The sequence below is a fragment of the Paraburkholderia sediminicola genome (assembly GCF_046026855.1).
In the GTDB taxonomy this organism is placed as follows: Bacteria; Pseudomonadota; Gammaproteobacteria; order Burkholderiales; family Burkholderiaceae; genus Paraburkholderia; species Paraburkholderia sediminicola_A.
The window spans coordinates 103,734-124,318 of sequence record NZ_JAQQET010000010.1; the positions used below are offsets into that span (position 1 = coordinate 103,734).

Annotated in this window: 18 protein-coding genes and 1 pseudogene; 9 read left to right on the plus strand and 10 right to left on the minus strand. The window is 59.2% G+C overall.

From position 1 onward, the window contains the following. The first annotated feature begins 12 nt into the window (after nucleotides 1-12). From bamA to PQR40_RS13330, 4 genes are all read left to right on the plus strand, one after another. Complete coding sequence (gene bamA / locus PQR40_RS13315; protein WP_408229293.1) at nucleotides 13-2,328, plus strand: outer membrane protein assembly factor BamA; 2,316 nt, start codon at nucleotides 13-15, stop codon at nucleotides 2,326-2,328. A gap of 121 nt (nucleotides 2,329-2,449) precedes the next feature. Further along, complete coding sequence (locus tag PQR40_RS13320) at nucleotides 2,450-3,406, plus strand: glycosyltransferase family 9 protein (protein WP_408392854.1); 957 nt, start codon at nucleotides 2,450-2,452, stop codon at nucleotides 3,404-3,406. Nucleotides 3,407-3,462: 56 nt separating this feature from the next. After that, nucleotides 3,463-4,353 carry a glycosyltransferase family 9 protein gene (locus PQR40_RS13325; protein ID WP_408392851.1) on the plus strand — a complete coding sequence of 297 codons (891 nt, stop codon included), beginning with the start codon at nucleotides 3,463-3,465 and terminating at the stop codon, nucleotides 4,351-4,353. A gap of 158 nt (nucleotides 4,354-4,511) precedes the next feature. Then, nucleotides 4,512-5,801 carry a hypothetical protein gene (locus PQR40_RS13330; RefSeq protein ID WP_408509148.1) on the plus strand — a complete coding sequence of 430 codons (1,290 nt, stop codon included), beginning with the start codon at nucleotides 4,512-4,514 and terminating at the stop codon, nucleotides 5,799-5,801. 146 nt (nucleotides 5,802-5,947) lie between these two features. On the opposite strand, the pseudogene PQR40_RS13335 reads toward PQR40_RS13330, so the two are convergent. After that, nucleotides 5,948-6,235, minus strand: a pseudogene (locus PQR40_RS13335) (LysR family transcriptional regulator); the annotation flags it as partial. A 175-nt stretch (nucleotides 6,236-6,410) separates the two neighbouring features. Here PQR40_RS13335 and mug point away from each other — a divergent pair. After that, the gene (mug, locus tag PQR40_RS13340; RefSeq protein WP_408509202.1) at nucleotides 6,411-6,989 is read left to right on the plus strand and encodes a G/U mismatch-specific DNA glycosylase; all 579 of its coding nucleotides are present in this window, start codon (nucleotides 6,411-6,413) and stop codon (nucleotides 6,987-6,989) included. A 39-nt stretch (nucleotides 6,990-7,028) separates the two neighbouring features. On the opposite strand, the gene PQR40_RS13345 is transcribed toward mug, so the two are convergent. Further along, the gene (locus PQR40_RS13345) at nucleotides 7,029-7,928 is read right to left on the minus strand and encodes a LysR family transcriptional regulator (protein WP_408509149.1); all 900 of its coding nucleotides are present in this window, start codon (nucleotides 7,926-7,928) and stop codon (nucleotides 7,029-7,031) included. 119 nt (nucleotides 7,929-8,047) lie between these two features. Here PQR40_RS13345 and PQR40_RS13350 point away from each other — a divergent pair, with 119 nt between their 5' ends. Together PQR40_RS13350 and PQR40_RS13355 are read left to right on the plus strand one after the other, a co-directional pair. After that, nucleotides 8,048-8,830 (plus strand): SDR family NAD(P)-dependent oxidoreductase, encoded by a 783-nt coding sequence (locus PQR40_RS13350; protein ID WP_408509150.1) that lies wholly within the window; start codon nucleotides 8,048-8,050, stop codon nucleotides 8,828-8,830. A 54-nt stretch (nucleotides 8,831-8,884) separates the two neighbouring features. Then, entirely contained in the window at nucleotides 8,885-9,292 is a 408-nt protein-coding gene (locus tag PQR40_RS13355; RefSeq protein WP_408509151.1) for a nuclear transport factor 2 family protein, read from the plus strand. A gap of 77 nt (nucleotides 9,293-9,369) precedes the next feature. Here PQR40_RS13355 and PQR40_RS13360 read toward each other — a convergent pair whose 3' ends face one another. From PQR40_RS13360 to PQR40_RS13370, 3 genes are all read right to left on the minus strand, one after another. Next, complete coding sequence (locus PQR40_RS13360) at nucleotides 9,370-10,164, minus strand: shikimate dehydrogenase family protein (protein WP_408509152.1); 795 nt, start codon at nucleotides 10,162-10,164, stop codon at nucleotides 9,370-9,372. A gap of 57 nt (nucleotides 10,165-10,221) precedes the next feature. Next, on the minus strand, nucleotides 10,222-10,983 hold the full coding sequence (locus PQR40_RS13365) for a glucose 1-dehydrogenase (RefSeq protein WP_408229317.1): 762 nt from the start codon (nucleotides 10,981-10,983) through the stop codon (nucleotides 10,222-10,224). A 126-nt stretch (nucleotides 10,984-11,109) separates the two neighbouring features. Beyond that, on the minus strand, nucleotides 11,110-12,012 hold the full coding sequence (locus PQR40_RS13370) for a LysR family transcriptional regulator (protein WP_408229320.1): 903 nt from the start codon (nucleotides 12,010-12,012) through the stop codon (nucleotides 11,110-11,112). Between the two features lie 434 nt (nucleotides 12,013-12,446). Here PQR40_RS13370 and PQR40_RS13375 point away from each other — a divergent pair, with 434 nt between their 5' ends. Then, complete coding sequence (locus PQR40_RS13375) at nucleotides 12,447-13,451, plus strand: aldo/keto reductase (RefSeq protein WP_408509153.1); 1,005 nt, start codon at nucleotides 12,447-12,449, stop codon at nucleotides 13,449-13,451. Nucleotides 13,452-13,579: 128 nt separating this feature from the next. On the opposite strand, the gene PQR40_RS13380 is transcribed toward PQR40_RS13375, so the two are convergent. Both PQR40_RS13380 and PQR40_RS13385 read right to left on the minus strand, forming a co-directional pair. Then, a complete protein-coding gene (locus PQR40_RS13380) occupies nucleotides 13,580-14,335 on the minus strand; it encodes an SDR family oxidoreductase (RefSeq protein ID WP_408509154.1) in 756 nt (251 codons plus the stop codon). A 41-nt stretch (nucleotides 14,336-14,376) separates the two neighbouring features. Further along, complete coding sequence (locus PQR40_RS13385; RefSeq protein WP_408229329.1) at nucleotides 14,377-14,778, minus strand: nuclear transport factor 2 family protein; 402 nt, start codon at nucleotides 14,776-14,778, stop codon at nucleotides 14,377-14,379. A gap of 227 nt (nucleotides 14,779-15,005) precedes the next feature. Here PQR40_RS13385 and PQR40_RS13390 point away from each other — a divergent pair, with 227 nt between their 5' ends. Beyond that, complete coding sequence (locus tag PQR40_RS13390) at nucleotides 15,006-15,644, plus strand: TetR/AcrR family transcriptional regulator (RefSeq protein WP_408509203.1); 639 nt, start codon at nucleotides 15,006-15,008, stop codon at nucleotides 15,642-15,644. A gap of 154 nt (nucleotides 15,645-15,798) precedes the next feature. On the opposite strand, the gene PQR40_RS13395 is transcribed toward PQR40_RS13390, so the two are convergent. From PQR40_RS13395 to PQR40_RS13405, 3 genes are all read right to left on the minus strand, one after another. Continuing rightward, nucleotides 15,799-16,578, minus strand: a complete 780-nt coding sequence (locus tag PQR40_RS13395) for a cyclase family protein (protein WP_408484644.1) — start codon at nucleotides 16,576-16,578, stop codon at nucleotides 15,799-15,801. 120 nt (nucleotides 16,579-16,698) lie between these two features. After that, complete coding sequence (locus PQR40_RS13400) at nucleotides 16,699-18,333, minus strand: indolepyruvate oxidoreductase subunit beta family protein (protein ID WP_408509155.1); 1,635 nt, start codon at nucleotides 18,331-18,333, stop codon at nucleotides 16,699-16,701. After that, nucleotides 18,326-20,548 carry a thiamine pyrophosphate-dependent enzyme gene (locus PQR40_RS13405; RefSeq protein WP_408509156.1) on the minus strand — a complete coding sequence of 741 codons (2,223 nt, stop codon included), beginning with the start codon at nucleotides 20,546-20,548 and terminating at the stop codon, nucleotides 18,326-18,328. The genes PQR40_RS13400 and PQR40_RS13405 overlap by 8 nt, the downstream gene beginning before the upstream one ends. Nucleotides 20,549-20,585: the final 37 nt, after the last annotated feature.

The window sequence follows — 20,585 nt, forward strand, 5'->3', positions numbered from 1 at the left end:
CTGTTTGTCTGTATGAACTTTGAAACGCTATTGACCCGCAGCGCCCGGGCGCTAACATTTATTGGCCTGAGCGTGACAGCAACGTCGGGTTTCGCGGCAGACTCGTTCGTGGTGCGCGACATCCGGCTCGAAGGCCTGCAACGTATCGAGCCCAACACGGTTTTCTCGTATCTACCCATCAAGCAGGGCGATACGTTCACCGCTAACAAGGCATCGGACGCAATCCGCGCACTCTATGCCACGGGGTTCTTCAACGACGTCAAGATTTCGGCCGAAGGCGACGTCGTTGTCGTGCAGGTGCAGGAGCGTCCAGCGGTCGGCACGATCGACTTCGCCGGGGTCCACGAATTCGACAAGGACAACCTCGTCAAAGCATTGAATGCGGTTGGCCTGTCGTTGGGCCGCTACTATGACAAGTCACTCGTCGACCGCGCGCAGCAGGAACTCAAGCGTCAATATCTGACGCGCGGTTACTACGCAGCTGAAGTGACAACGACAGTCACGCCTATCGATCGTGATCGCGTAGGCCTCCTGTTTTCGGTTATTGAAGGTCCGAGTGCGAAGATCCGTCAGGTCAACTTTATCGGCAACAAGGTCTTTAGCGACCGCGAACTGCACGATGAAATGGAGCTATCCACACCGAACTGGTTCTCGTGGTACACGAAGAACGACCTGTATTCGAAAGACAAGCTCGCCGACGACCTCGAGAAGATCCGCACGTATTACCTGGACCGTGGCTATCTCGAGTTCAACATCGAGTCGACCCAGGTATCGCTGTCGCCGGATCGCAAGGACATGTACCTGACGCTCACGATTCACGAGGGCGAGCCTTACACGATCTCCGGCATTCATCTGGCAGGTAACCTGCTGAACCGCGAGGCTGAGCTCTCGAAGCTCATCAAGATCAAACCAGGCGAGCGTTTCTCGGCTCAAAAGCTGAAAGATGCCACCAAGGCCGTCGTCGACAAGCTTGGCGAGTATGGTTACGCATTCGCCACCGTGAATGCGCAGCCGCAAATCGATCAGGAGCACCATAAGGTAGACCTGACGCTACAGGTGGATCCGAGCCGTCGTGTCTATGTGCGCGCGATCAACATCACCGGCAACACGCGCACTCGCGACGAAGTGGTCCGGCGCGAAATGCGTCAGATGGAAAGCTCGTGGTTCGATTCGAACCGCCTTGCACTGTCGAAGGACCGTATCAATCGCCTCGGCTACTTCACCGATGTCGACGTGACAACCGTGCCGGTTGAAGGCACGCCGGACCAGGTCGACATCGACGTGAAGGTCACGGAAAAGCCGACCGGCTCGATTTCGCTGGGTCTCGGTTACGGTTCCGGCGAGGGTCCGATCATTTCGGCGGGCGTGTCGCAAGACAACGTGTTCGGCTCGGGCACGAGCCTCGCGCTGAACGTGAATACCGCGACAACGTTCCGTACGTTGACGGTTACGCAAGTCGATCCTTACTTTACAGTGGACGGCATCAAGCGTATTACCGACGTCTACTACCGGACGAGCGAGCCGTTGTATTACTCGAACGTGACCGACACGAGTTTCCGTGTCATCACGTTAGGCGCCGATCTGAAATTCGGCATCCCCTTCTCCGAATCGGACATGGTCTACTTCGGCACTGGCATTGAACAGAACCGCCTGGATGTCGACGCGAACACGCCGAAAAGCTATGTCGACTACGTCAACTCGTTCGGCCGTGTGTCGAATAACGTACCGGTCACCGTGGGCTGGTCGCGCGATAACCGCGATAGCGCGCTGGTGCCAAGCCGCGGTTACTTCACGCAGTTCAACGCGGAGTACGGCACACCGCTCGCCCGAACCAACTACTACAAGACCGATGTGCAAGCCCAGTACTACTACTCCTTTGCACGCGGTTTCGTACTCGGCCTGAACTTCCAGGGCGGCTACGGCAATGGGCTCGGCGGCGATCCTTACCCAATCTTCAAGAATTACTATGCCGGCGGTATCGGGTCAGTGCGCGGCTATGAGCCGAGCTCGCTGGGTCCGCGCGATGCAACGACGGGCGACCCGATCGGCGGCTCGAAAATGATCGTCGGTAATGTGGAACTCACATTCCCGCTGCCAGGCACGGGCTACGACCGCACGCTGCGCGTCTTCACCTTTGTCGACGGCGGTAACGTCTGGGGCACGGAAGGCAATAGCGTCGGCGCCAACGGCTTGCGTTACAGCTATGGCGCAGGTCTCGAATGGATTTCCCCGATTGGTCCGCTGAAGCTCGACTTCGGTCTGCCGATCGTGAAGCACGCCGGTGACCAGTACCAGAAATTCCAGTTCCAGATTGGGACTTCGTTTTAACGCCTGCAATCGCACTGCCTATCATCGGGTACAGCAGGAGTAAACCCCGGTAATGGACGTTGTAACTCAAGTAACATGCGCTGAATCTAGACTTGTTCAATTCAGCGGGCGGTATCCGTTCATGACCTGGCAAGCGCTTCGCCAACTGTTGGAAGCGCGCCAATCGGATGTATCTATGTGGCAGGCAACTCAGCCAGTATCTCGTGTGGCCTTGATTCTTTCACCGGCAGTAGGCGACTCGCTGTTGATGATGACGGTTGCGCGCAATCTCCAGAAAAACGGCATTGCAACTACCGTGTTTGGCCAGCACGCGCATGCTTTGCTCGATTGGTTCCCAGGTATCGATATACGGGCAGAATTGGACGAAGCTCATCTTGCGGAAAAACTACACGGCTTTGATACGGTCATTCAGATGCACGGCAATAGACCGTTTGCGGGGCTGGATCGCTTGCATCCCCGAGTGATCCTGCTCGATCACATCTGTCGCGCCCGTTCGTCGGAATCGATGGCAGACAGACTTGCGCTATTTTGTCGCGACGAGTTCGGCCTGCTGGATGCGGGGAAAAGTAACGGCATCACGCCGCCGCCTGGACTTCAGCACCGCAAACACCCGCTTCGCGTCGCCATCCATCCAACGGCAAGCACCGTGGACAAACGCTGGCTAGCGTCACGCTTCATTCAACTGGGCGTGGAACTGCGCGACCAGGGTTTTAGCCCACAGTTTGTGGTTGCATCGCACGAGCGTGCGGACTGGCAACACGTCGAGCGTTTAGGTATCACGCTGCCCGATCTCTCTTCGCTTGATCACGTCGCCGCATGGCTTTTCGAGTGCGGGTGGTTCATCGGTAATGATTCGGGAATCGGCCATCTTGCATCAAACCTGCAGATTCCCACCCTCTCGTTGTTCATGCGCCGCGGTATCGCGCGCACGTGGCGCCCCGACTGGGGGACCGGACGGGTGCTGATCGGCGGTGCCTACCTGCCCACGGGACGTCTGAAGGAGCGTTACTGGAAATACCTGTTGTCCGTTGGCAAAGTGACCCAGGCATTCGAGCAACTACGCGCCAATTTCGCATGAATTCGCCACCCTTGCCCAGCATGAGCGGAGACGGACGCAAACGCATCGCAGTAGTCATGTCGAACGCGATTGGCGACACGCTGGTGTTGATGGTCATCGTGCAAAATCTCTTAAGAAACGGCATTGATGTCACGGTATTCGGGCGCCCAGCTCATGCTTTGCGACACTGGTTCCCCGAGGTGACGATTCAACCGTTGCCGGACGAGGTGGATAGCAAGGCAATGCTGGCGCCGTACGACACTGTTCTGCAAATGCATCGAAATCAGCCGATGCCACGCCTGACGGAAGCCCATCCTTGCGTCCTTGATCTGGATAAGGTCGTATTCGGGGACCGCTCAGGGTGTATGGCGGAACGCTTCGCCGACTTCTGCCGCGACGAACTCGGACTATCGAATGTCGGCTTGTACAACGGCATGACGCCCCCGCCCGCGCTACGACACCGCCAATACATTCGCCGGATCGCGATTCACCCCGAGGCCAGCACGGAGGACAAACGCTGGCTATCGCAACGATTCGTGAAATTGGCCCAAAATCTGCGTCGACGCGGTTACGACGTCCACTTTGTGATTGCGCCGCACGAGCGCGAGCGCTGGTTCGAACTGGAAAGATGGGGCATCCCTGCGCCGGAATTTAGCAACCCTCATGAACTGGCATGCTGGTTATACGAATGCGGCTGGTTTATCGGAAACGATTCCGGCGTCGGGCATCTTGCGTCAAGTCTCAGCATTCCGACCATCAGTCTGTTCCGGCGGCGCCGCGTGTCTGAGCGCTGGCGCCCAGCGTGGGGAACGGTCAACGTCGTTTTGCCCTGGCAATGGGTTCCCACCGCGCGGCTCAAGGAGAAATTCTGGCGTCAAACACTCACCTGCGCGCGTGTTTTGTCGGTATTTCAGCGCATGGTTCGAGATGACGGCAACAGAGAGAAACCTGATTCAACCCAGCTATAAAGCGATTTACTCGTTCTGAAACGACAGCACGTTGCGGTGTTGCTTGAGCCACGTTGTACGGATACCGCTAGCGCTCCGCGGGCTGCGGCCCAGTCTGGGTTGTTCCCTGGCATGAGGGTTCAGAACAGGTTATCGGAACTCAACTTACATTACGCTCGATGACGTCAGTAACCAAAGCAGTGTTTTTGCATTCCGGCTATAGAACGGCGGGTACATGGCTATGGTCGTGTTTTCGCCGTCTCAACGAGGTCACCGCCTACTACGAACCATTGCACGAGATGTTGTCGACGATCGACTCGGAAAGCCTGGCTACGAGTACAGCTGACAGTTGGCATTCGGGCCATCCGAAACTGGAGAAACCGTATTTCGCCGAATTTGCTCATTTGCTTCGATCCGGTGAACGCGGTATTCCCGGCTACGAGGAGCGCTTTTCAATCGATTCTTTCACGGGACAAACGCCAGACGGAGCTGACCGGCTTGAGGCCTATCTACGCGATCTGATCGGCGCCGCTCATGAGCAAGGCGGTGTGCCTGTCTTCAAGTTCTGTCGATCGCTAGGTCGACTTCAGTGGTTCCGCAGCACCTTCCCGGACGCCGTGCACATCGTGGTCGAGAAAAACCCGATTTCTCAATGGCTCTCCTGTTGGGATCTGCTCGCCACTCACGGAAACCCACATTTTGTCGCCGTCCCGTTTACCGTTCTGGCATTGAACAGACATACGCCGATGGTCGACCGGGTGCTCGATGCGCTGCATATCGATCTGCCAGAGGTATCGCGGGAGCCCGGGAAAGAAACGTTTGGACCCTACCTCGATTTTTTCAAGCAACATGCCGTGCGTGTTGCACCCGCCGCTGCATATCGCGCTTTTCTTGGACATTGGCTCCTTACGTTACAGCATGCGGCAACCCACGCACACGCGATCTTTGATTGCGACCTCGCGGCCCGGTCGCCCGCTTATACGCAGGCCGCTGAACGCTGGGTAGCCGATCTAACGGGACTTGAGCCATCGTTCAGAACCGTGCGTCAAACGAGTGGGGGCGAGCGTCACTGCGGGTTCGACGCGTCGGAAGGATTGAAGATCCATCTTGAAGCCATGCATTTCGGCAAGGAGATGGTGCGCAGCGGCGCCGTGCATCCGGATACATTTTCGCTCTGGACCAGCAAACTCGCGCAAGCCACGCAGGTATTGGCCTTCGGTGCGCAGGCGAACTGGCCGCAGACGCAGGTTCCTCTTCATCGGGCTACACGTATCGTGGATATCGCGCTGATCGACGGTGCGGGGTTCGACACAGTACTGGCAGGAGAACTCGCGGCAACACGGGCGGCTTTAGGAGAAGTGAAGCAACAACTTGCCAGGCTGCAGCGTTCGCCGTTCTGGCGCCTGTCGGAGTCGGTACGCAAACTGTGCTCGCCGAAACGTCACGTGAGTTCTGCCCACGGCGGGTGAAGGGAGACGCGAAGCGCATTCCGCGATCGTTTCGTGGCGCGTTTCTACGAAGCCCGCAACTCACGTACGCCCTTACCTATCCGCCGCCGCAGCAACGTCCGCAACGTGACGCCGTCCGCATACTCGACCTGCTCTGCAATGCGATCAACCGTGAGCATGCCCCGCGGCGCCGACCGCTCGTCTGCCACCAGCAAATCGGCTTCCTCGAGATCGGTCAGAATGCGCCGGCAGGCCGACGCATAACGTTCGCCCGCCGCACTCAGTCTGATCGTCCGCGTCGTCCGGTGCAGCAGGGCCGTTCCGGTGTGCTCTTCGAGGAACGCGATGGCGCGGCTCACCGCCGCTGGCGATCGCCCGGGCCGACGTCCGGCGCCCGCCAGGCTGCCTTCGTCCAGCGTGGCTACGAACACCCTCATTGCATCGATTCGGTCCATATGCTTAGCGTAGGGTTATCAATGTCAACTCAAACTGATCTCGTGAGAGGGCTCCCCCAATGGGGGAACAGGCGGGTGCGGTTCCAGGTCCTTCCGTGAGAGTATCTCAATGCAATCAGAAGACGCTGCCGTCGAGGTAGCCTGTTATTCCCGCTCGGCGATTCGAATGTACTTCATGAAAAGGCCTGCACCATCCGTGACTCACTCCGATTCACTTCAATCTCTTCCTGATATCCTCGAACCGAGTTTATCAGTGGTATTTTGCGGCATAAATCCGGGCGTCCTTGCGGCATCGACCGGCCACCACTTTGCCGGCCGAGGCAACCGGTTCTGGCGGGCCGTTCATCTGGCGGGTTTTACTCCTGAACAGATTTCTCCCGAGGACGATCGCACTCTCCTGCAGTACCGTTGCGGCCTGACAACCGTGGTCTCGCGTCCGACCGCACGAGCGGACGAACTTTCACAATCGGAGTTCAAAGCAGCTGCGGTGGAATTCGAGCGGAAGATCGAACGATACGCACCGCAGTGTGTTGCCTTCCTCGGAAAGATGGCGCTCTGCGCAATGTCGGGAAAACGCGACATCGATTGGGGTCTGCAACCGACAGCGTTCGGCGGTGCGCGTGCATGGGTGTTGCCGAATCCTAGCGGCCTGAACCGAGGCTTTAGCCTGGACGCACTGGTGACTGCCTACCGCGAACTTCGTCTTGCAGTCACGCCGGCTGGTTCGGCTTTGGGAATTCGCACAGTAGACTAGGCTGCGAGTCAATTCAATTCGCGGCCACTTCGGCTCGCTTCACATTGACGCAAAAAGCGCAGTCACCCAGTCGATGAATACCCTCACCTTAGTGCTATATCGCCGGCTGGGCGGATAGGCAACATACACCTGAAGCGGACCAGAACGCCATTCAGCGAGAATGGGCACCAGTTTCTTCTGCTTGATGGATGGGCGCACCATGAAATCCAGCGTATGAACAATGCCCAGGCCGGCGAGCGCCGTAGCAAGATGGGCATTGCTCTCGCTGACAAGCACATCGTTACGTAAGCGCTCCAGCGTAAACTTCTCGTCCCCACGACAGAATTCAAGCGGCTGGATAAGACCCGTGTTTGCAGAAAAGTATCCGACAACGGGCATGTTTTTATCGGTGATCTCGCGAGGATGCCTGGGCGTTCCATACTTCGCCAGATAGGCCGGACTCGCGCAGGTTGTCCACGCGAGCGTGCCGATCGGATGGGTCACCAGGCCGGGATCGTCTGCAGTGCTTCGAATCGCACAGTCGATGTTTTCCGCAATGAGATCGGCGGTCCGGTCCGTGACGCTCAATTGCACCTGGATGTCGGGGTATCGCTCACGAAACGCCGGTAGCGCAGGAATAAGTATTCCGCTGGCGGTCGACCCACCCGTGTCGACCCGCAGCGCACCGCGCGGGCTTGCCTGGGCACGGCCAAGCGTCGCTTCTATGTCATCGAGTTCACTGAGGAGGTGGCGGGTGCGTTCATAGTAAGCAGCGCCATCTGTTGTAACGCTGACGCTCCTCGTGGTTCGTTCCAGCAGTTTCACGCCCAGGTGCGCCTCCAGCGATCTGATCCACTTGCTCACCGTGGCATTAGGCATTTTCAGCGAGGCCGCAGCCCGTCCGAAACCGCCTGTTTCAACGACCCGGACAAAAATGCGAATGGCCTGCAAATGGTCCATCAATTCGTCTCCCGGAATTATTCACCGGTGTGAATAAACAATCCACATTATGCATCTTTATCTCCCAACGCGTTTTCACTAAGCTTGAGTCATTGTCCAAGGCCCAAAGGAGGCCCGGAATGACTGCTTCTCTCTACACCAACATCCATTCGACGAAACACGCCGGCAAGGTTGCGCTCATTACCGGCGGCAGCACCGGTATCGGCCTCGCCACCGCCAAACGTCTTGCTCGCGAAGGCGCCACGGTGTTCATCACGGGGCGACGCCAGGCAGAGTTGGATGCCGCGGCATCGGAAATCGGCCACGGCGCACGTGCGATTCGTGGCGACATTTCTGTGGCAGCCGACCTTGAACGCATTGTGGAGATCGTGTCGGCAGCTCACCAGAAAATCGACATCCTCTTCGCCAACGCGGGAGGCGGCGAATTCGCGCGCCTTGGCGAGATTACCGAAGCGCAATTCGACAAATACTTCGGCATCAATGTGAAAGGCACCTTGCTCACCGTGCAAAGCGCACTGCCGTTCATGCCGGCAGGCAGCGCAATTGTCATAACAGGGTCGATCACCTCGATACAAGGCGCACCCGCATTGGGTGTCTATGCGGCCACCAAGGCGGCCTTGCGATCGTTCGCGCGCACCTGGGCATCCGATCTCAAAGGCCGGGACATTCGCGTCAATGTGGTCGCACCTGGCGTTGTCGTCACGCCCGGCTACAAGACCGAACTCAAGATGAGTGATGAGCAGATCGAGGCGTACTGCAAGGAAGTTGCCGAAACGACGCCGCTTGGCCGGGTCGGTACCCCCGACGAGATCGCAAAGGCTGTCTCCTTCTTCGCCTCCGACGATGCCAGCTATATCACCGGCATCGAAATGTTCGTCGACGGCGGCCGCGCGCAAGTCTGATTTTTCGGCGTCGCGCTCATTCAAACATGAGCGCGACATAAACAGGAAAACACCATGAATTCGCCAGAAAACCTTCGCCTCGCCCAACAGTTTCTTGAAAAAATGGGCGCGGGGGCTAGCGCTGAGGAGATGGCTTCGTTGTGCACACCCGATCTCGACTGGAATATTCCAGGCGACTCAGGCGTGCTGCCCTGGGTCGGACACAAGACGGGACGCGAAGCAATATCGGATTTCGTTCGCGACACGCAAACCATGGTCGAGCGCGTAAGCCTCGACATCAAGGATGTGCTCGCAAGCGACGATCGGGCCGTCATTCTCGGCCACTTGCAAACGCGAATCAACGCCACTGGAAAACTGATCGATAGCGCATTTGCGATCGTCCTGACGTTTTCAGACACGAAGATCGCAAGCTTCCTGATGCTGGAAGACAGCTTCGCCGTATCGATGGCCGCTCGACGCTGACAGGTCACATCAATTTTCTGAGCAATGATCCTCGTTGTTTAGAGAAAATCTGCGCTGCTGTAGCACGCAATGAGCGACTATTTGCCGAGCATGAAGTCGAGCATCATTTCCTGCACGGCCTCGACCATCTGCACGCCGTTTTCCGTCTTGCAGCCGGCGGCCTGGGCGGCCCGCAAAAATGGCGTCACCCCATGCCCGGCGATAACATCGCCCACGAACATAGACGACGTGAGCAGATTAGCGGCGACGGGAAGCGGGTCACCGGCGGCCATCCCCATTGAGGTGGCATTGCACACCATATCGCAACCTGTCGGGTCTGCCGGACCGGCAGTCACCCGGCCACGACCCAGATCGGCGACGATCCCCATCAACTGTGCAACGCGAGATTCGTTGGCGTCGTGAATGATCAACTCGCGAACGCCCGCCTCAAGTAGCGCGATCGCAATTGCGCTGCCCGCCGCGCCGGCGCCGACCAGCAGTACACGCGCGCCGTCCGGCCTGGCACCCTCGTCTATCTGCGCCTTGACGAAAGCGAGGCCATCGAGCATGCCGCCATGCCACGTACCGTCAGGATTACGACGCATCACGCTCACACCGCCGAGCAGCCTCGCCGTCTCGGAGCTGGTCGCGCAGTATGTAAAGGCGGTGAATTTGTGCGGCATGGTGACAAGCAGACCGTCGACATTCGGCGTGCTCGTGAGAGCTTGCATGACAACCTCCAGCGCGCCGTCCGGCACCTGCATGGGTATGCAGATGCCGTTGTGGTCTCGTGCCGCGAAACCACGGGTCAAACGTTGCGGCGACTCGACGAATACGATCGGGTCGCCAATGATGGGAAACAGTCGCGTCTTACCGCTTAAATTTTCGAGCATTCTGTTCTCCCGTCAGCGCGAAGCATCAGGCAGAAATGGGGAGATTCCCGCACTCTCCTACCGCACCGTGTACCCGCCGTCGACAGCCAGCGCGTGGCCGATCACAAAGCTGGCGCCGGGACTGCAAAGCCAGAGCACTGCGGACGCAATTTCCTCAGGCCGGCCGAGTCGCCCGATTGGCTGCTCCCTCATCAACGCATCCATCGCTTCGGGTTCACGCTCGATCATGCCGGTGACCATCGGCGTCGCGATGATGCCAGGGCAAATCGCGTTGACGCGAATGCCCCGGGCGGCATATTCAAGTCCGGCGCTCTTGGTCAGTCCAAGCACGCCATGCTTGGACGCGTGGTAGACGCCGCGGCCGGCGATGCCTACCAGTCCGCCCAGCGATGAACAGTTGACGATCGCGCCGCTTCCCTGTTTGCGCATCTGGAGCAATTCATATTTCATGCAATTCCAGACGCCGCGCAGATTGATCGCCATCACGCGATCGTATTCTTCGCTGCTAGCGTCGGCGGTCTCGGCAACCGGACTGTTGATACCGGCATTGTTGTACGCAGCATCCAGGCGGCCGAAGGCAGACATAGTCACATCGACCATCTCCTTGACCTGCGCCTCATCGGCCACATCGCATCGCACCGCAATGGCCTTGTGGCCGTCCGATACGAGTTCCTGCGCGGCGGCACGAACCGTCTCTTCATTAAAATCCGCGAGAACGACTGCTGCCCCGGCCTCGGCAAATGCTTTGGCAGTGGCTAGCCCCATGCCAGAGCCCGCCCCGGTCACAAGCGCCACCTGACCTTCGAAAGTAATGTTCATATCTGGCTCGCTTCAATCGTTCAGTCAGCCAGATGATAGGGAGAAATTCCCTATTGATTAAGCCCATGAAACTGCAAAGTGTCATGAACCACAATCATGAATGAGTCCCGGAAATCCGCCGCGGATCTACCTCGTTTTCGAACGATAGCGCAGCGAATCGATCACCAGCGCCATGGCTCGCGAGGATTCGGACCGGCTCGCATAGTATGCATGCAAGCCTGGAAACGTCGGACACCAGTCGTCGAGGACACGAACGAGGCGCCCTGCGGCAACGTGAGCCTGTGCCAGGTCGGACGGTAAGTATGCAAGGCCGTAGCCTGCCAACGCGGCGTCGAGCATATGGTAGGTACCGTTAAAAGAGAGCTGGCCCTCCACGCGAACCTGAACTTCACGACTTCCCTTTTTCAGCTCCCATGCGTAAAACGCCCCATGTGTCGGCAGACGCAGATTGATGCAGTTGTGCGCCATCAGGTCCTGAGGCGTTTTCGGCAGCGGTTGCTTTTCCAGGTACGCCGGCGAGCCAACGATCGACATCTTCATGTCCGGTGCAATGCGAACCGCGATCATGTCCTTCGCGACCTGGTCCCCATGACGGATCCCAATGTCAAAACGGTCCGCTACGATATCGGTGAGACCATAATCCGTCATGATCTCAACCTTGATCTCCGGATATTTGCGAAGCACCTTGGACAGCCTGGGCCAAAGAATCGTGTTCGTCGTGTGATCTGTCGCTGTGATACGAATCGTACCGGCAGGCATGTCACGAAGCTCGGTGACAGCCGTCAGTTCAGCTTCGATCTCCTCGAAGCGTGGCGCCACTGTCCGCAGGATGCGCTCGCCTGCCTCGGTCGGCGATACGCTGCGCGTGGTTCGCGTCAACAACCGCAACCCGAGTCTGGTTTCGAGCGCGCGAATCGTATGGCTCAAAGCCGATTGGGACACCCCTAGCTGTGCAGCCGCGCGGGTGAAGCTTCGCTCGCGCGCAACAGCAATAAAGGCAAGCAGGTCATTGAAATTTTCGCGTGGCATTAGTGAACTGACCTCATAGGTGTTTGAGGCATTTAACCACTAGTCGCACATGAACACACCCGATAAATTTTCAAGGTCAATACTAGCTTGCATTTCGACAATAGTCACACCGCTGTCTTGAGCGAGCGATGCCTTTGATCCAATTGCATAAGGCCGAGCACCCGACACCCGAGACACTAAAATCCGCAAACACTTATGAAACAGGCTCACTGGAGACCACGGACCTTCGTCGGTTGCCCGTTTTCATCGCCAGTATCCGCAAACGCCGTTTTTTGACTCAGGCGTGCATCCACATTCATGAATTTCATTCATAACAGATTGCGGTTTCATGGACTTAATCCATAGGCGGTATATGTCTATCATTTCATCTGATGCCGCATCGAGATGCGTGAAGGCATTCAGCAATGTCGCGGTCAATAGCATGGAGAAAGCGAATGGATTACCGATATCTGGGCCGCAGCGCCCTCAAGGTTTCGCCCTTGTGCCTGGGAGCGATGATGTTCGGTGGCGAAACGGACGAAGCCACGTCGAAACGCATCATCGATAAAGCGTTCGATCAGGGCGTCAATTTCATCGATACGGCGGACGTTTATCACGGCGGCCGCTCCGAGGAAATCGTCGGCCGTGCGCTTGGCGAGCGGCGCGACAGTTGGGTGGTCGCCACCAAGTTTGGCTATCCGACAGCTCAAGGTCCGAACGAACAAGGCCAGTCGCGCAAGTGGATCATCCAGTCGGTCGAAGCCAGCCTCAAGCGTCTGGGCACCGACTACATCGATGTCCTTTACTTCCATCGCGCACTGCTCGATGCGCCGCTCGAAGAAGGCGTCCGCGCGATTGGCGACCTGATTCGTCAAGGCAAAGTCCGTTATTTCGGCTTATCCAACTTCCGCGGCTGGCGCATTGCCGAAATCGTGCGTCTTGCTGACCAACTCGGCATTGATCGGCCAGTGGCAAGCGAGCCGCTCTACAACATGGTGGATCGTACCGCCGAGGTCGAGCAGTTGCCCGCAGCAGCACACTATGGCATCGGCGTCGTCCCTTATAGCCCTCTGGCTCGAGGCGTGCTGACCGGCAAATATGCGCCTGATGGCGCGCCGCCGCCAGATTCGCGCGCAGGGCGCGGCGACAAGCGCATCCAGCAAACTGAATGGCGGCCTGAATCGCTGGCCATCGCACAACAAGTTGCTGCTCACGCTGAGTCACGCGGTACGACTTCGATCGCCTTCGCCCTGGCGTGGGTGCTCAAGAATAAACTTGTCAGCGCGACTATCGCCGGTCCTCGCACGGAAGCTCATTGGGACAGCTACGTTCAAGCGCTGAATGTGCAATTAGGACCCGAAGACGAGAAGTTCGCGGACAGTCTGGTGCCGCCCGGCCACGCATCGACTCCGGGTTACACGGATCCGGGATATCCGATTGAAGGTCGCCGGGCCTTCTGAAGTCAGGAACCGGGTCTTAGGGGCCAAGCCTTGTGTTTCCCGAATGAATATCAGCGCACGTCGCCTTGATATGACTGTTGCCGAATTTGCGCCGACTTGCGTGCGTCAGATATCCGGCAGCCAGCAATTCACCCACCCAGCACTTCCACCATCTGCGCATTCAAGCCATTGACGAAAGCATGCTCACCGGGGCCCGGGTTCTCGCGGAACTGCTTCGCACCTTCCACCAGAACCTCATCCACATCCGTTCCAAGGACAGTGATCGTTTCGTCGATGAAAGCGTCAAGCGGCATCGCCTGTTCGGCCTCGCGGCTGTTCATGAGGTCCGTACGCACCCAGGGCGGTGCGATCTCGAGTACGCGAACCTTCGTGTCGCGCAGCATGAAGCGTTGCGAGAGGATGTACGAATGCAAGGCTGCCTTGGTCGATGAATACACTGCCGTCACGGCCAACGGAACGAAGGCAAGTACCGAGCTCGTATAGGCGACAACGGCATCATTGCGCGTCCTGAGATGATCGATCAGCGCCGACGTCATGCGGATCGGGCCCATGAGGTTGGTCGTGATGGTGGATACCATCAGCGCGTCGTCGATGTGGCCGCCGGCCCGATCGGGTTGCATGATCCCGGCGTTGTTGATCAGCACATTGAGGTCGGGATAGTCGGCGATCAGTTGCGCCGCTACCGTCTCGATGCTGGCCGCGTCGGCAATGTCGAGTTCGATCGCAGCCATGCCGGGATTCGCCGCCACCACCTCGTCGAGATGGCCGCGCCGGCGGCCACCGATAATGACCTTGTTGCCGCGCTTGTGGAACGCCTCGGCTAGCCCGCGGCCAATGCCCGAACCGCCGCCCGTAATGAAGATCGTGTTTCCAGTGAGTTTCATGATCGTTTTCCTGTTGAGCTTGTGATAGGTAGGATTCGTTGTCAGGCCGGGAAGCGGTCGCCGAACATCGGCAGACCGCTTGCAGATTCGGCCATGGTCGCTTCGTCCTGAAGGACGTCCCAGTGTTCGATGAGCTTGCCGTCTTCAAAGCGGATGATGTCCGCTGCAATCCACGCAGCGGGCCTGCCGATCGAAGAGAAGCGACCATGCGCGATCACATAATCTCCCTCGGCCACCATCAGATGGTTCTCATAGCGCGCGGTGTCCGGCAGCGCTCGAACAAGGTTGAACAGGCCATCGCGTCCCGGTGAAATATGGGCGCTATGCTGAATGTAGCGGTCGGACCAGAAGCGTTCGGCTGCAACGTAGTCGCGCTTGTTGAACAGCGTTTCGAATGCTTCCAGCGCGAGCGCTTTGTTCTGTTCGGGGGTTGTCTTAGTCATGTTGCGGTCCTCTTCAAAGATTCAGGTGGCGACGCCGTCAGGCATCAGATAGCCGTTTGCCCCCTGCTGCCTGACCGTTCAGGTAAAGAAGGCTATACTTAAGACAATGGTGAATGACATTGTCATTGCATCGAATAGTGGGCGCGCGCCCGGGCAATGTCAATGGTGATTGACATTGTATTTTTCGATGGATCTGATTGGGCCGTCGCAGGCCAAAGGGAGGGAGAGTGGGTGTTTCCAGGCAGCAGGCGGTTGAAAACCGGCACGCGATCGTGGCAGCCGCCGAGAAGCTGTTTCGCGAGCGCGGCGTCGATGCGGTCGGACTTGCGGAATTGATGAAGGCGGCGGGTTTTACGCAGGGCGGTTTCTACAACCACTTCAAATCAAAAGACGCGCTGGTCGCCGCAGTGATGGAAAAGGCCATGGAAGAGGGAGGAGAAGCGTTTGCCTCCCAAATCGAAAACGCCAGATCAGTTGATGCCGACCCGGTCAAGCAAAACATTCAGTGGTACCTGTCCCCCGAGCATCGCGCGAATATCGAGGCGGGCTGCCCCTTCTCGGGTTTTGTCGGCGACGCCCGCCGGTTTGGCGACGTGGCGCGCGGCTCTTACGCAGAAGGTCTCGCGGCGAACCTCGACCGATTCGCCAAGGCCATTGAAGAGTCGGGGGGAAGCAGCGAAGGCAGCCGCAGGAAGGCGATCACATTGTTCAGCCAGATGGTTGGTACGCTGCTGCTTTCGCGTGCTGTCGCAGACGTTGACCCGGCGCTCGCGGACGAAATTCTTGACGAAGGCCGCCAGCAACTTCTCGCCGCCGTGGACACGCAACCCGGAATTCAGGCGCGCAAACATTCGCGGCGACGGTAGTCCGATGTACAGGGGTGCCGAATCCGCATTGATCTGCGCACCCGTCACAAGCGCCCCGGCGAAGCGTCATACACCTAGGGGCTGCTGTCCTGGTTAAAAAATGCCTATGTGGACGGATACGGCCAGGGGCCGGTAACTCCGTGGTGGGTCAAATTCAATGTTCGACGAGCGCGAGCACCCGGCAAGGGCTTCCCGAGCCGCCAACGATCTTCAGTGGCGGCGTAATCAGCATCGCGCCGGTCGCAGGCAACCGGTCCAGGTTGACGAGGCTCGCGAGTCCGAATTTGTTGTTGCCGTGCATCGTCGAATGACATGGGAACGGCTTCGAAAACGCGTAAGCCTGGCCCGCGTCCGTGCCGACGCCCTCCGCGCCCCAGCCGAGCACGTCGCGCTCCTGTGCCAGAAACTCGGGCAGATCGGGATGAGGCCCGGGCGTATGACTGCCGTCCTCGCGTGCATTCAGGAACGCGTCGGGATCGGTACGCCGCGACCAGTCGGTCCGCATCAACACCCACGAGCCCGCCGGAATGCGGCCGTGCTCCGCTTCCCATGCCGCCACGTCGGCAACGGTCAGCAGATAGTCGCTATCGTCCTTGACGCGCGCCGACACGTCGATCACGCAGGCCGGCGCGATAAAGTTGCCGACTGGAATCGCATCGGTCGTGTTGTCGGGAAAGTCTTTGCCCGTAACCCAGTGAACCGGTGCGTCGAAGTGCGTACCCGTATGTTCGCCGCAGGAAAAATTGTTCCAGTACCAGCCGGGGCCGCGTTCGTCGTAGCGTGAAATCTCCTCCATGCGGAACGGCGCGCTTTGCCCATACTGCGGCGGCAGCGAGATGATCGGCGTGCGATGGTGAAGGCTCTGGCTCAGATCGATCACCTGGATCGTGCCCGTTCCGAGCGCATGGGCGAGTTGGTTCAGCAGAGTCGGCATGTCGGGTTCCTTGTACGGTCGAGTTACGGCTGGGTTATAGCCGGGTTACGGCCGAGTGTCAGTTCGATACGGACGGTTGCGGATCATGATGAATGCGTCCGCAACCAGTTGTGCAAGCTGTCAATGTGTGGCGGAGCTCAAAGTGGCCGAAGCGACATTCGCGCTTTCCTGGCCCGTGTGCGTATTCGATTCACCCTCGCTGCGCCGCAGATCATCGAGAAGCGTGTCGAGACGCGTACCCTCTTCGTCCGCCAATGCCGCTTCGCATAGCGCTTTCAGACGAGCAGCAGGCGCGACGGTCTGGGCGACGAGCGGCATGACGGCTTCGATCTTCCTGTAGTTACGCATGCCCCGGGCGTGCGTATCGCCGTAGCCCTTCACGAGACGCTGACTGCGTGCAATTTCAAGCGCCAGCGGGTAATCGTGGATCGCGTAGCGAAGCGTGCGTGCCAGCCACGCGTCGATTTCCGCGTGCTCGCGTTGGTAGCGCAACGAGCGGCGCCGCATGCCACGTAGCGATGCCACGCCGTACAGCATCAGAAAGCCGCGCAACGAGGTGGTCCGCACAATGCGTCCGCGCGACGTCATGCGCTCGACCATTGAACGCAGCGCGCCCGGTTTCAGCAGCCAGCGGCCCAGCGCGGCAGGCAACGTATCAGCGATTTCCTCGAGGCGAGGGTGGAGAAATTCGTTGATGTGCAGCAGTTGTCCGGGCGCGGCTTTGACCTCATCTCGCACTCGGGCGAAACGGGTGGCACGGATTTTCAGTTCGGCGACGCGTACCGTGTCTTCGTATGACATCCAGAGTGCGAGATGGCGCGCTGCTTCGGCAAGCAGCAAGGCGTCGCCCCTTACTGCATAGGTGGCGGCGTCGTCTACCGCGCGCAGCGGCTTCAGCCGGTCGAGATAGTCGTGTGCGTAACTCACGTCCTGATAGTCCGCGAGGCGGCGCACCGCGCGGTGCAGAATGTCCGCGATTTCAGTGGGAAACTCGCTTTGTATGCGTCGATCGAGCGTGACAATCTCCGGATGGTTCGTCGCGCCGATATCGAATGGCTGACTTCCCCGTGCCGGAGTGGCATCGCTCGATATCCTGGCCTTGGGCTGAGCCGTATCGCCGTTCGACCTCACCGCCGTTTCGAAGCCCGCCGCAAAGGCGTTGAGACTGCTTTGCACGCCGACGCCCGCCCGTTTGATCGCGGCTTCGAACTGTTCGCGTGAAAACGGCAGCGCGTTGGCGCCTGCCAGCGCGCCGAACAAAGCCGCACTGATAACGCTCCCGTTATGCTCGGCAATCTGCGCGAAATCGGCGTGTACGAAATGCTTCGCCGCTTTCTCCGCCTGCGCGACAAATGGCCGGGGATCGACGCGGCCGTCGCTCATCGACGTCTTCTCCGTCATCGAATACACGCGGTGAGTGGAAGCGATCAACGTGGTTCTGTCCGGCGTGACGAGACCGCGCTGGATCGCACGGCCCATCTCCATCAACTCGGATGCCAGCACAATGTCGACGTCACCCGGCGTCGGCACCAGCGAGAGGATCGGTTCGTGCACGCGGTCGTGAACATCGACTGCGTGAGGATGAAATTCGACGTAGTAGATCGTCGCACCGGTACGCTGCGCGACGCCGGGCACCGACGTGGTCTGCGCCGGATAACCTTCATGTTCTGCCAGATCGACGATCCAGTCGGCGAGCACGCCACCGCCCTCGCCGCCCATCGCCAGAATCGCAATGCCGATCGGACGCTCAGACATAGCGGATCTCCCGCGCGGCCACGCGCTTTTGCAACCAGCCGATCACCGCGCCCGCTAGACGCGTCGATAACCTGTCCCACCGGCCGGGGTTCGTAATGACTTCCGCGCGATAGAAAGACGGGCACAGCACAGCCGCATGCGAAACCTCGCCACACAGCCCACAGCCCACGCAACTGTTCAGCACAGCGGCCACCGGTTCGCGCCGCAGCGGATCGGGATTGTCCGCCACCGTCAGCGACGGACAGCCCGACAGACGGATACACGAATGATCGCCCGTACAGGTATCGGCATCCACGCCGAAACGCTCGCGCACGACCCGTTTGCCTTCGCTTGCCAGCTTCTTCACCAGCGGTTTGACGCGGCGCTGCCGGTTCAGCATGCATTCGGATTGCGCGATGATGACCTTCGGCCCCGTCTCGGGCGTGGTGAGTGCATCACGCAACGTGTCACGCATCTGCGCGACGTTATAGGTATGCGTGATCGTCTTGACCCACTTCACGCCAACACCGCGCACTGCCGTTTCGATCGGATTATTAGTCGCACGAATCGCATTGGCTGCACGCGACGACAGAATGTCCTGACCACCTGTCGCGGCAGAGTAGCCGTTATCGACGATCACCAGCACGTTATTGTTCTTGTTGAACACCGCATTGCCGACACCGCTCGTCAGCCCGTTATGCCAGAAGCCGCCGTCGCCCATCATGCTGATCGTGCGGCGCTGCGTTTCGCGGGTATTGAACGCCGCGGAACCGGCCCAGCCGAGTCCGTAACCCATGGTCGTCGCGCCGAGATTGAACGGCGGCAGGATCGAGAACAGATGGCAGCCAATGTCGCAACTGACATGGTGCGGTCCGAGTTCGCGCTCCACCAGTTTCATCGCGGTGAAGATCGGGCGCTCCGGACAGCCGGTGCAGAACGACGGCGGTCTTGGATGCAATTCAGGCGCGGGCTCAGCGACTGCGGCAACAGGCGGCGCTACCGCCGCCTCGTCGCCGGCCGTTGCGACGCGAACCGGTACGGACACCGGCCGATGCGGCGCGATAGCCGCGAGCACGCCCTCGGACAGACCCGCCCGGCCATTCCAGTCAGGCCAATAGCGTTCGAAGAATTTCAACAGCCCCTTCATCACGGCAACTGGCGTGTATTCGCCGGCGCGCGGCAGCATGTCCTTGCCGTGCAGCCGCGCGCCAATATCCGCCTGTCTTAGGATCAGGCTGACGGACTGCTCGACGAACTCCGGTTGCCCTTCCTCGATCATCAGCACCGCGCGTTTGTTCTCGCAGAAGCCACGAACCTCGTCGTCGACAAGCGGGTACGCGACATTCATCACATAGAGCGGCACATCGGTATTGCCGTGAATGTCCGCGAGCCCGAGCAGTTGCAGCGCGCGCATCAGCGTGTTGTACATGCCGCCTTGCGTAACGATGCCGATATCGCCTTGCTCACTGCCGAAGAATTCATTCAGCTTTTCACGTTTGATGAAATCGATCGCGGCCGGCCAGCGGTGCTGGATCTTTTCTTCTTCGTGAAGAAAACTCGCGGGCGGCAGAACGATCCGGCTGACATCGCGCACCGGGTTCTCGATCGCATCCTTGAGCGTGAATGCCGGCCGGACATTCTCCTTCGCGATGAAGCGCCCATGCACATGGCACGCGCGGATCCGCATCTGCAGCATGACCGGCGTATTGCTCGCTTCGGACAGTTCGAAACTCTTCTCGACGGCATGGACGATCGAAGGCAGATTCGGGCGCGGGTCGAGCAGCCAGATCTGCGACTTCATGGCGAAGGCGTGCGAGCGTTCCTGCATGATGCTGGAGCCCTCACCGTAATCCTCGCCGACAATGATCAGCGCGCCGCCCGTCACGCCGCCCGAGGCGAGATTGGCGAGCGCGTCGGAGGCCACGTTGGTGCCAACGGTCGCCTTGAACGTGACCGCGCCGCGTAGCGGATAGTTGACGGAAGCCGCCAGCGTCGCCGCGGCCGTCGCCTCGCTCGCGCTGCTCTCGAAGTGCACGCCGAGCTCTTCGAGAATATCGTTCGCGTCGGCGAGCACGTCCATCAGATGCGAAATCGGCGCACCCTGATAACCCGCCACGTACGACACGCCCGATTGCAGCAATGCCTTGGTGACGCCCAGAATGCCTTCACCGCGAAACTCCTCGCCTGCCGGCGTACGCAGTTTCTCTACTTCCGCCTTAAACGATCTTTCAGCCATGTCGATGCTTTCCTGTGCGATGAGCGTACCGGGAGCG

Excerpts from the sequence above, each read along its gene's own strand:
- bamA (WP_408229293.1), top strand. The coding sequence starts at position 13 with ATGAACTTTGAAACGCTATTGACCCGCAGCGCCCGGGCGCTAACATTT.
- PQR40_RS13320 (WP_408392854.1), top strand. The coding sequence starts at position 2,450 with ATGACCTGGCAAGCGCTTCGCCAACTGTTGGAAGCGCGCCAATCGGAT.
- PQR40_RS13325 (WP_408392851.1), top strand. The coding sequence starts at position 3,463 with ATGTCGAACGCGATTGGCGACACGCTGGTGTTGATGGTCATCGTGCAA.
- PQR40_RS13330 (WP_408509148.1), top strand. The coding sequence starts at position 4,512 with ATGACGTCAGTAACCAAAGCAGTGTTTTTGCATTCCGGCTATAGAACG.
- mug (WP_408509202.1), top strand. The coding sequence starts at position 6,411 with ATGAAAAGGCCTGCACCATCCGTGACTCACTCCGATTCACTTCAATCT.
- PQR40_RS13345 (WP_408509149.1), bottom strand. The coding sequence starts at position 7,928 with ATGGACCATTTGCAGGCCATTCGCATTTTTGTCCGGGTCGTTGAAACA.
- PQR40_RS13350 (WP_408509150.1), top strand. The coding sequence starts at position 8,048 with ATGACTGCTTCTCTCTACACCAACATCCATTCGACGAAACACGCCGGC.
- PQR40_RS13355 (WP_408509151.1), top strand. The coding sequence starts at position 8,885 with ATGAATTCGCCAGAAAACCTTCGCCTCGCCCAACAGTTTCTTGAAAAA.
- PQR40_RS13360 (WP_408509152.1), bottom strand. The coding sequence starts at position 10,164 with ATGCTCGAAAATTTAAGCGGTAAGACGCGACTGTTTCCCATCATTGGC.
- PQR40_RS13365 (WP_408229317.1), bottom strand. The coding sequence starts at position 10,983 with ATGAACATTACTTTCGAAGGTCAGGTGGCGCTTGTGACCGGGGCGGGC.
- PQR40_RS13370 (WP_408229320.1), bottom strand. The coding sequence starts at position 12,012 with ATGCCACGCGAAAATTTCAATGACCTGCTTGCCTTTATTGCTGTTGCG.
- PQR40_RS13375 (WP_408509153.1), top strand. The coding sequence starts at position 12,447 with ATGGATTACCGATATCTGGGCCGCAGCGCCCTCAAGGTTTCGCCCTTG.
- PQR40_RS13380 (WP_408509154.1), bottom strand. The coding sequence starts at position 14,335 with ATGAAACTCACTGGAAACACGATCTTCATTACGGGCGGCGGTTCGGGC.
- PQR40_RS13385 (WP_408229329.1), bottom strand. The coding sequence starts at position 14,778 with ATGACTAAGACAACCCCCGAACAGAACAAAGCGCTCGCGCTGGAAGCA.
- PQR40_RS13395 (WP_408484644.1), bottom strand. The coding sequence starts at position 16,578 with ATGCCGACTCTGCTGAACCAACTCGCCCATGCGCTCGGAACGGGCACG.
- PQR40_RS13400 (WP_408509155.1), bottom strand. The coding sequence starts at position 18,333 with ATGTCTGAGCGTCCGATCGGCATTGCGATTCTGGCGATGGGCGGCGAG.
- PQR40_RS13405 (WP_408509156.1), bottom strand. The coding sequence starts at position 20,548 with ATGGCTGAAAGATCGTTTAAGGCGGAAGTAGAGAAACTGCGTACGCCG.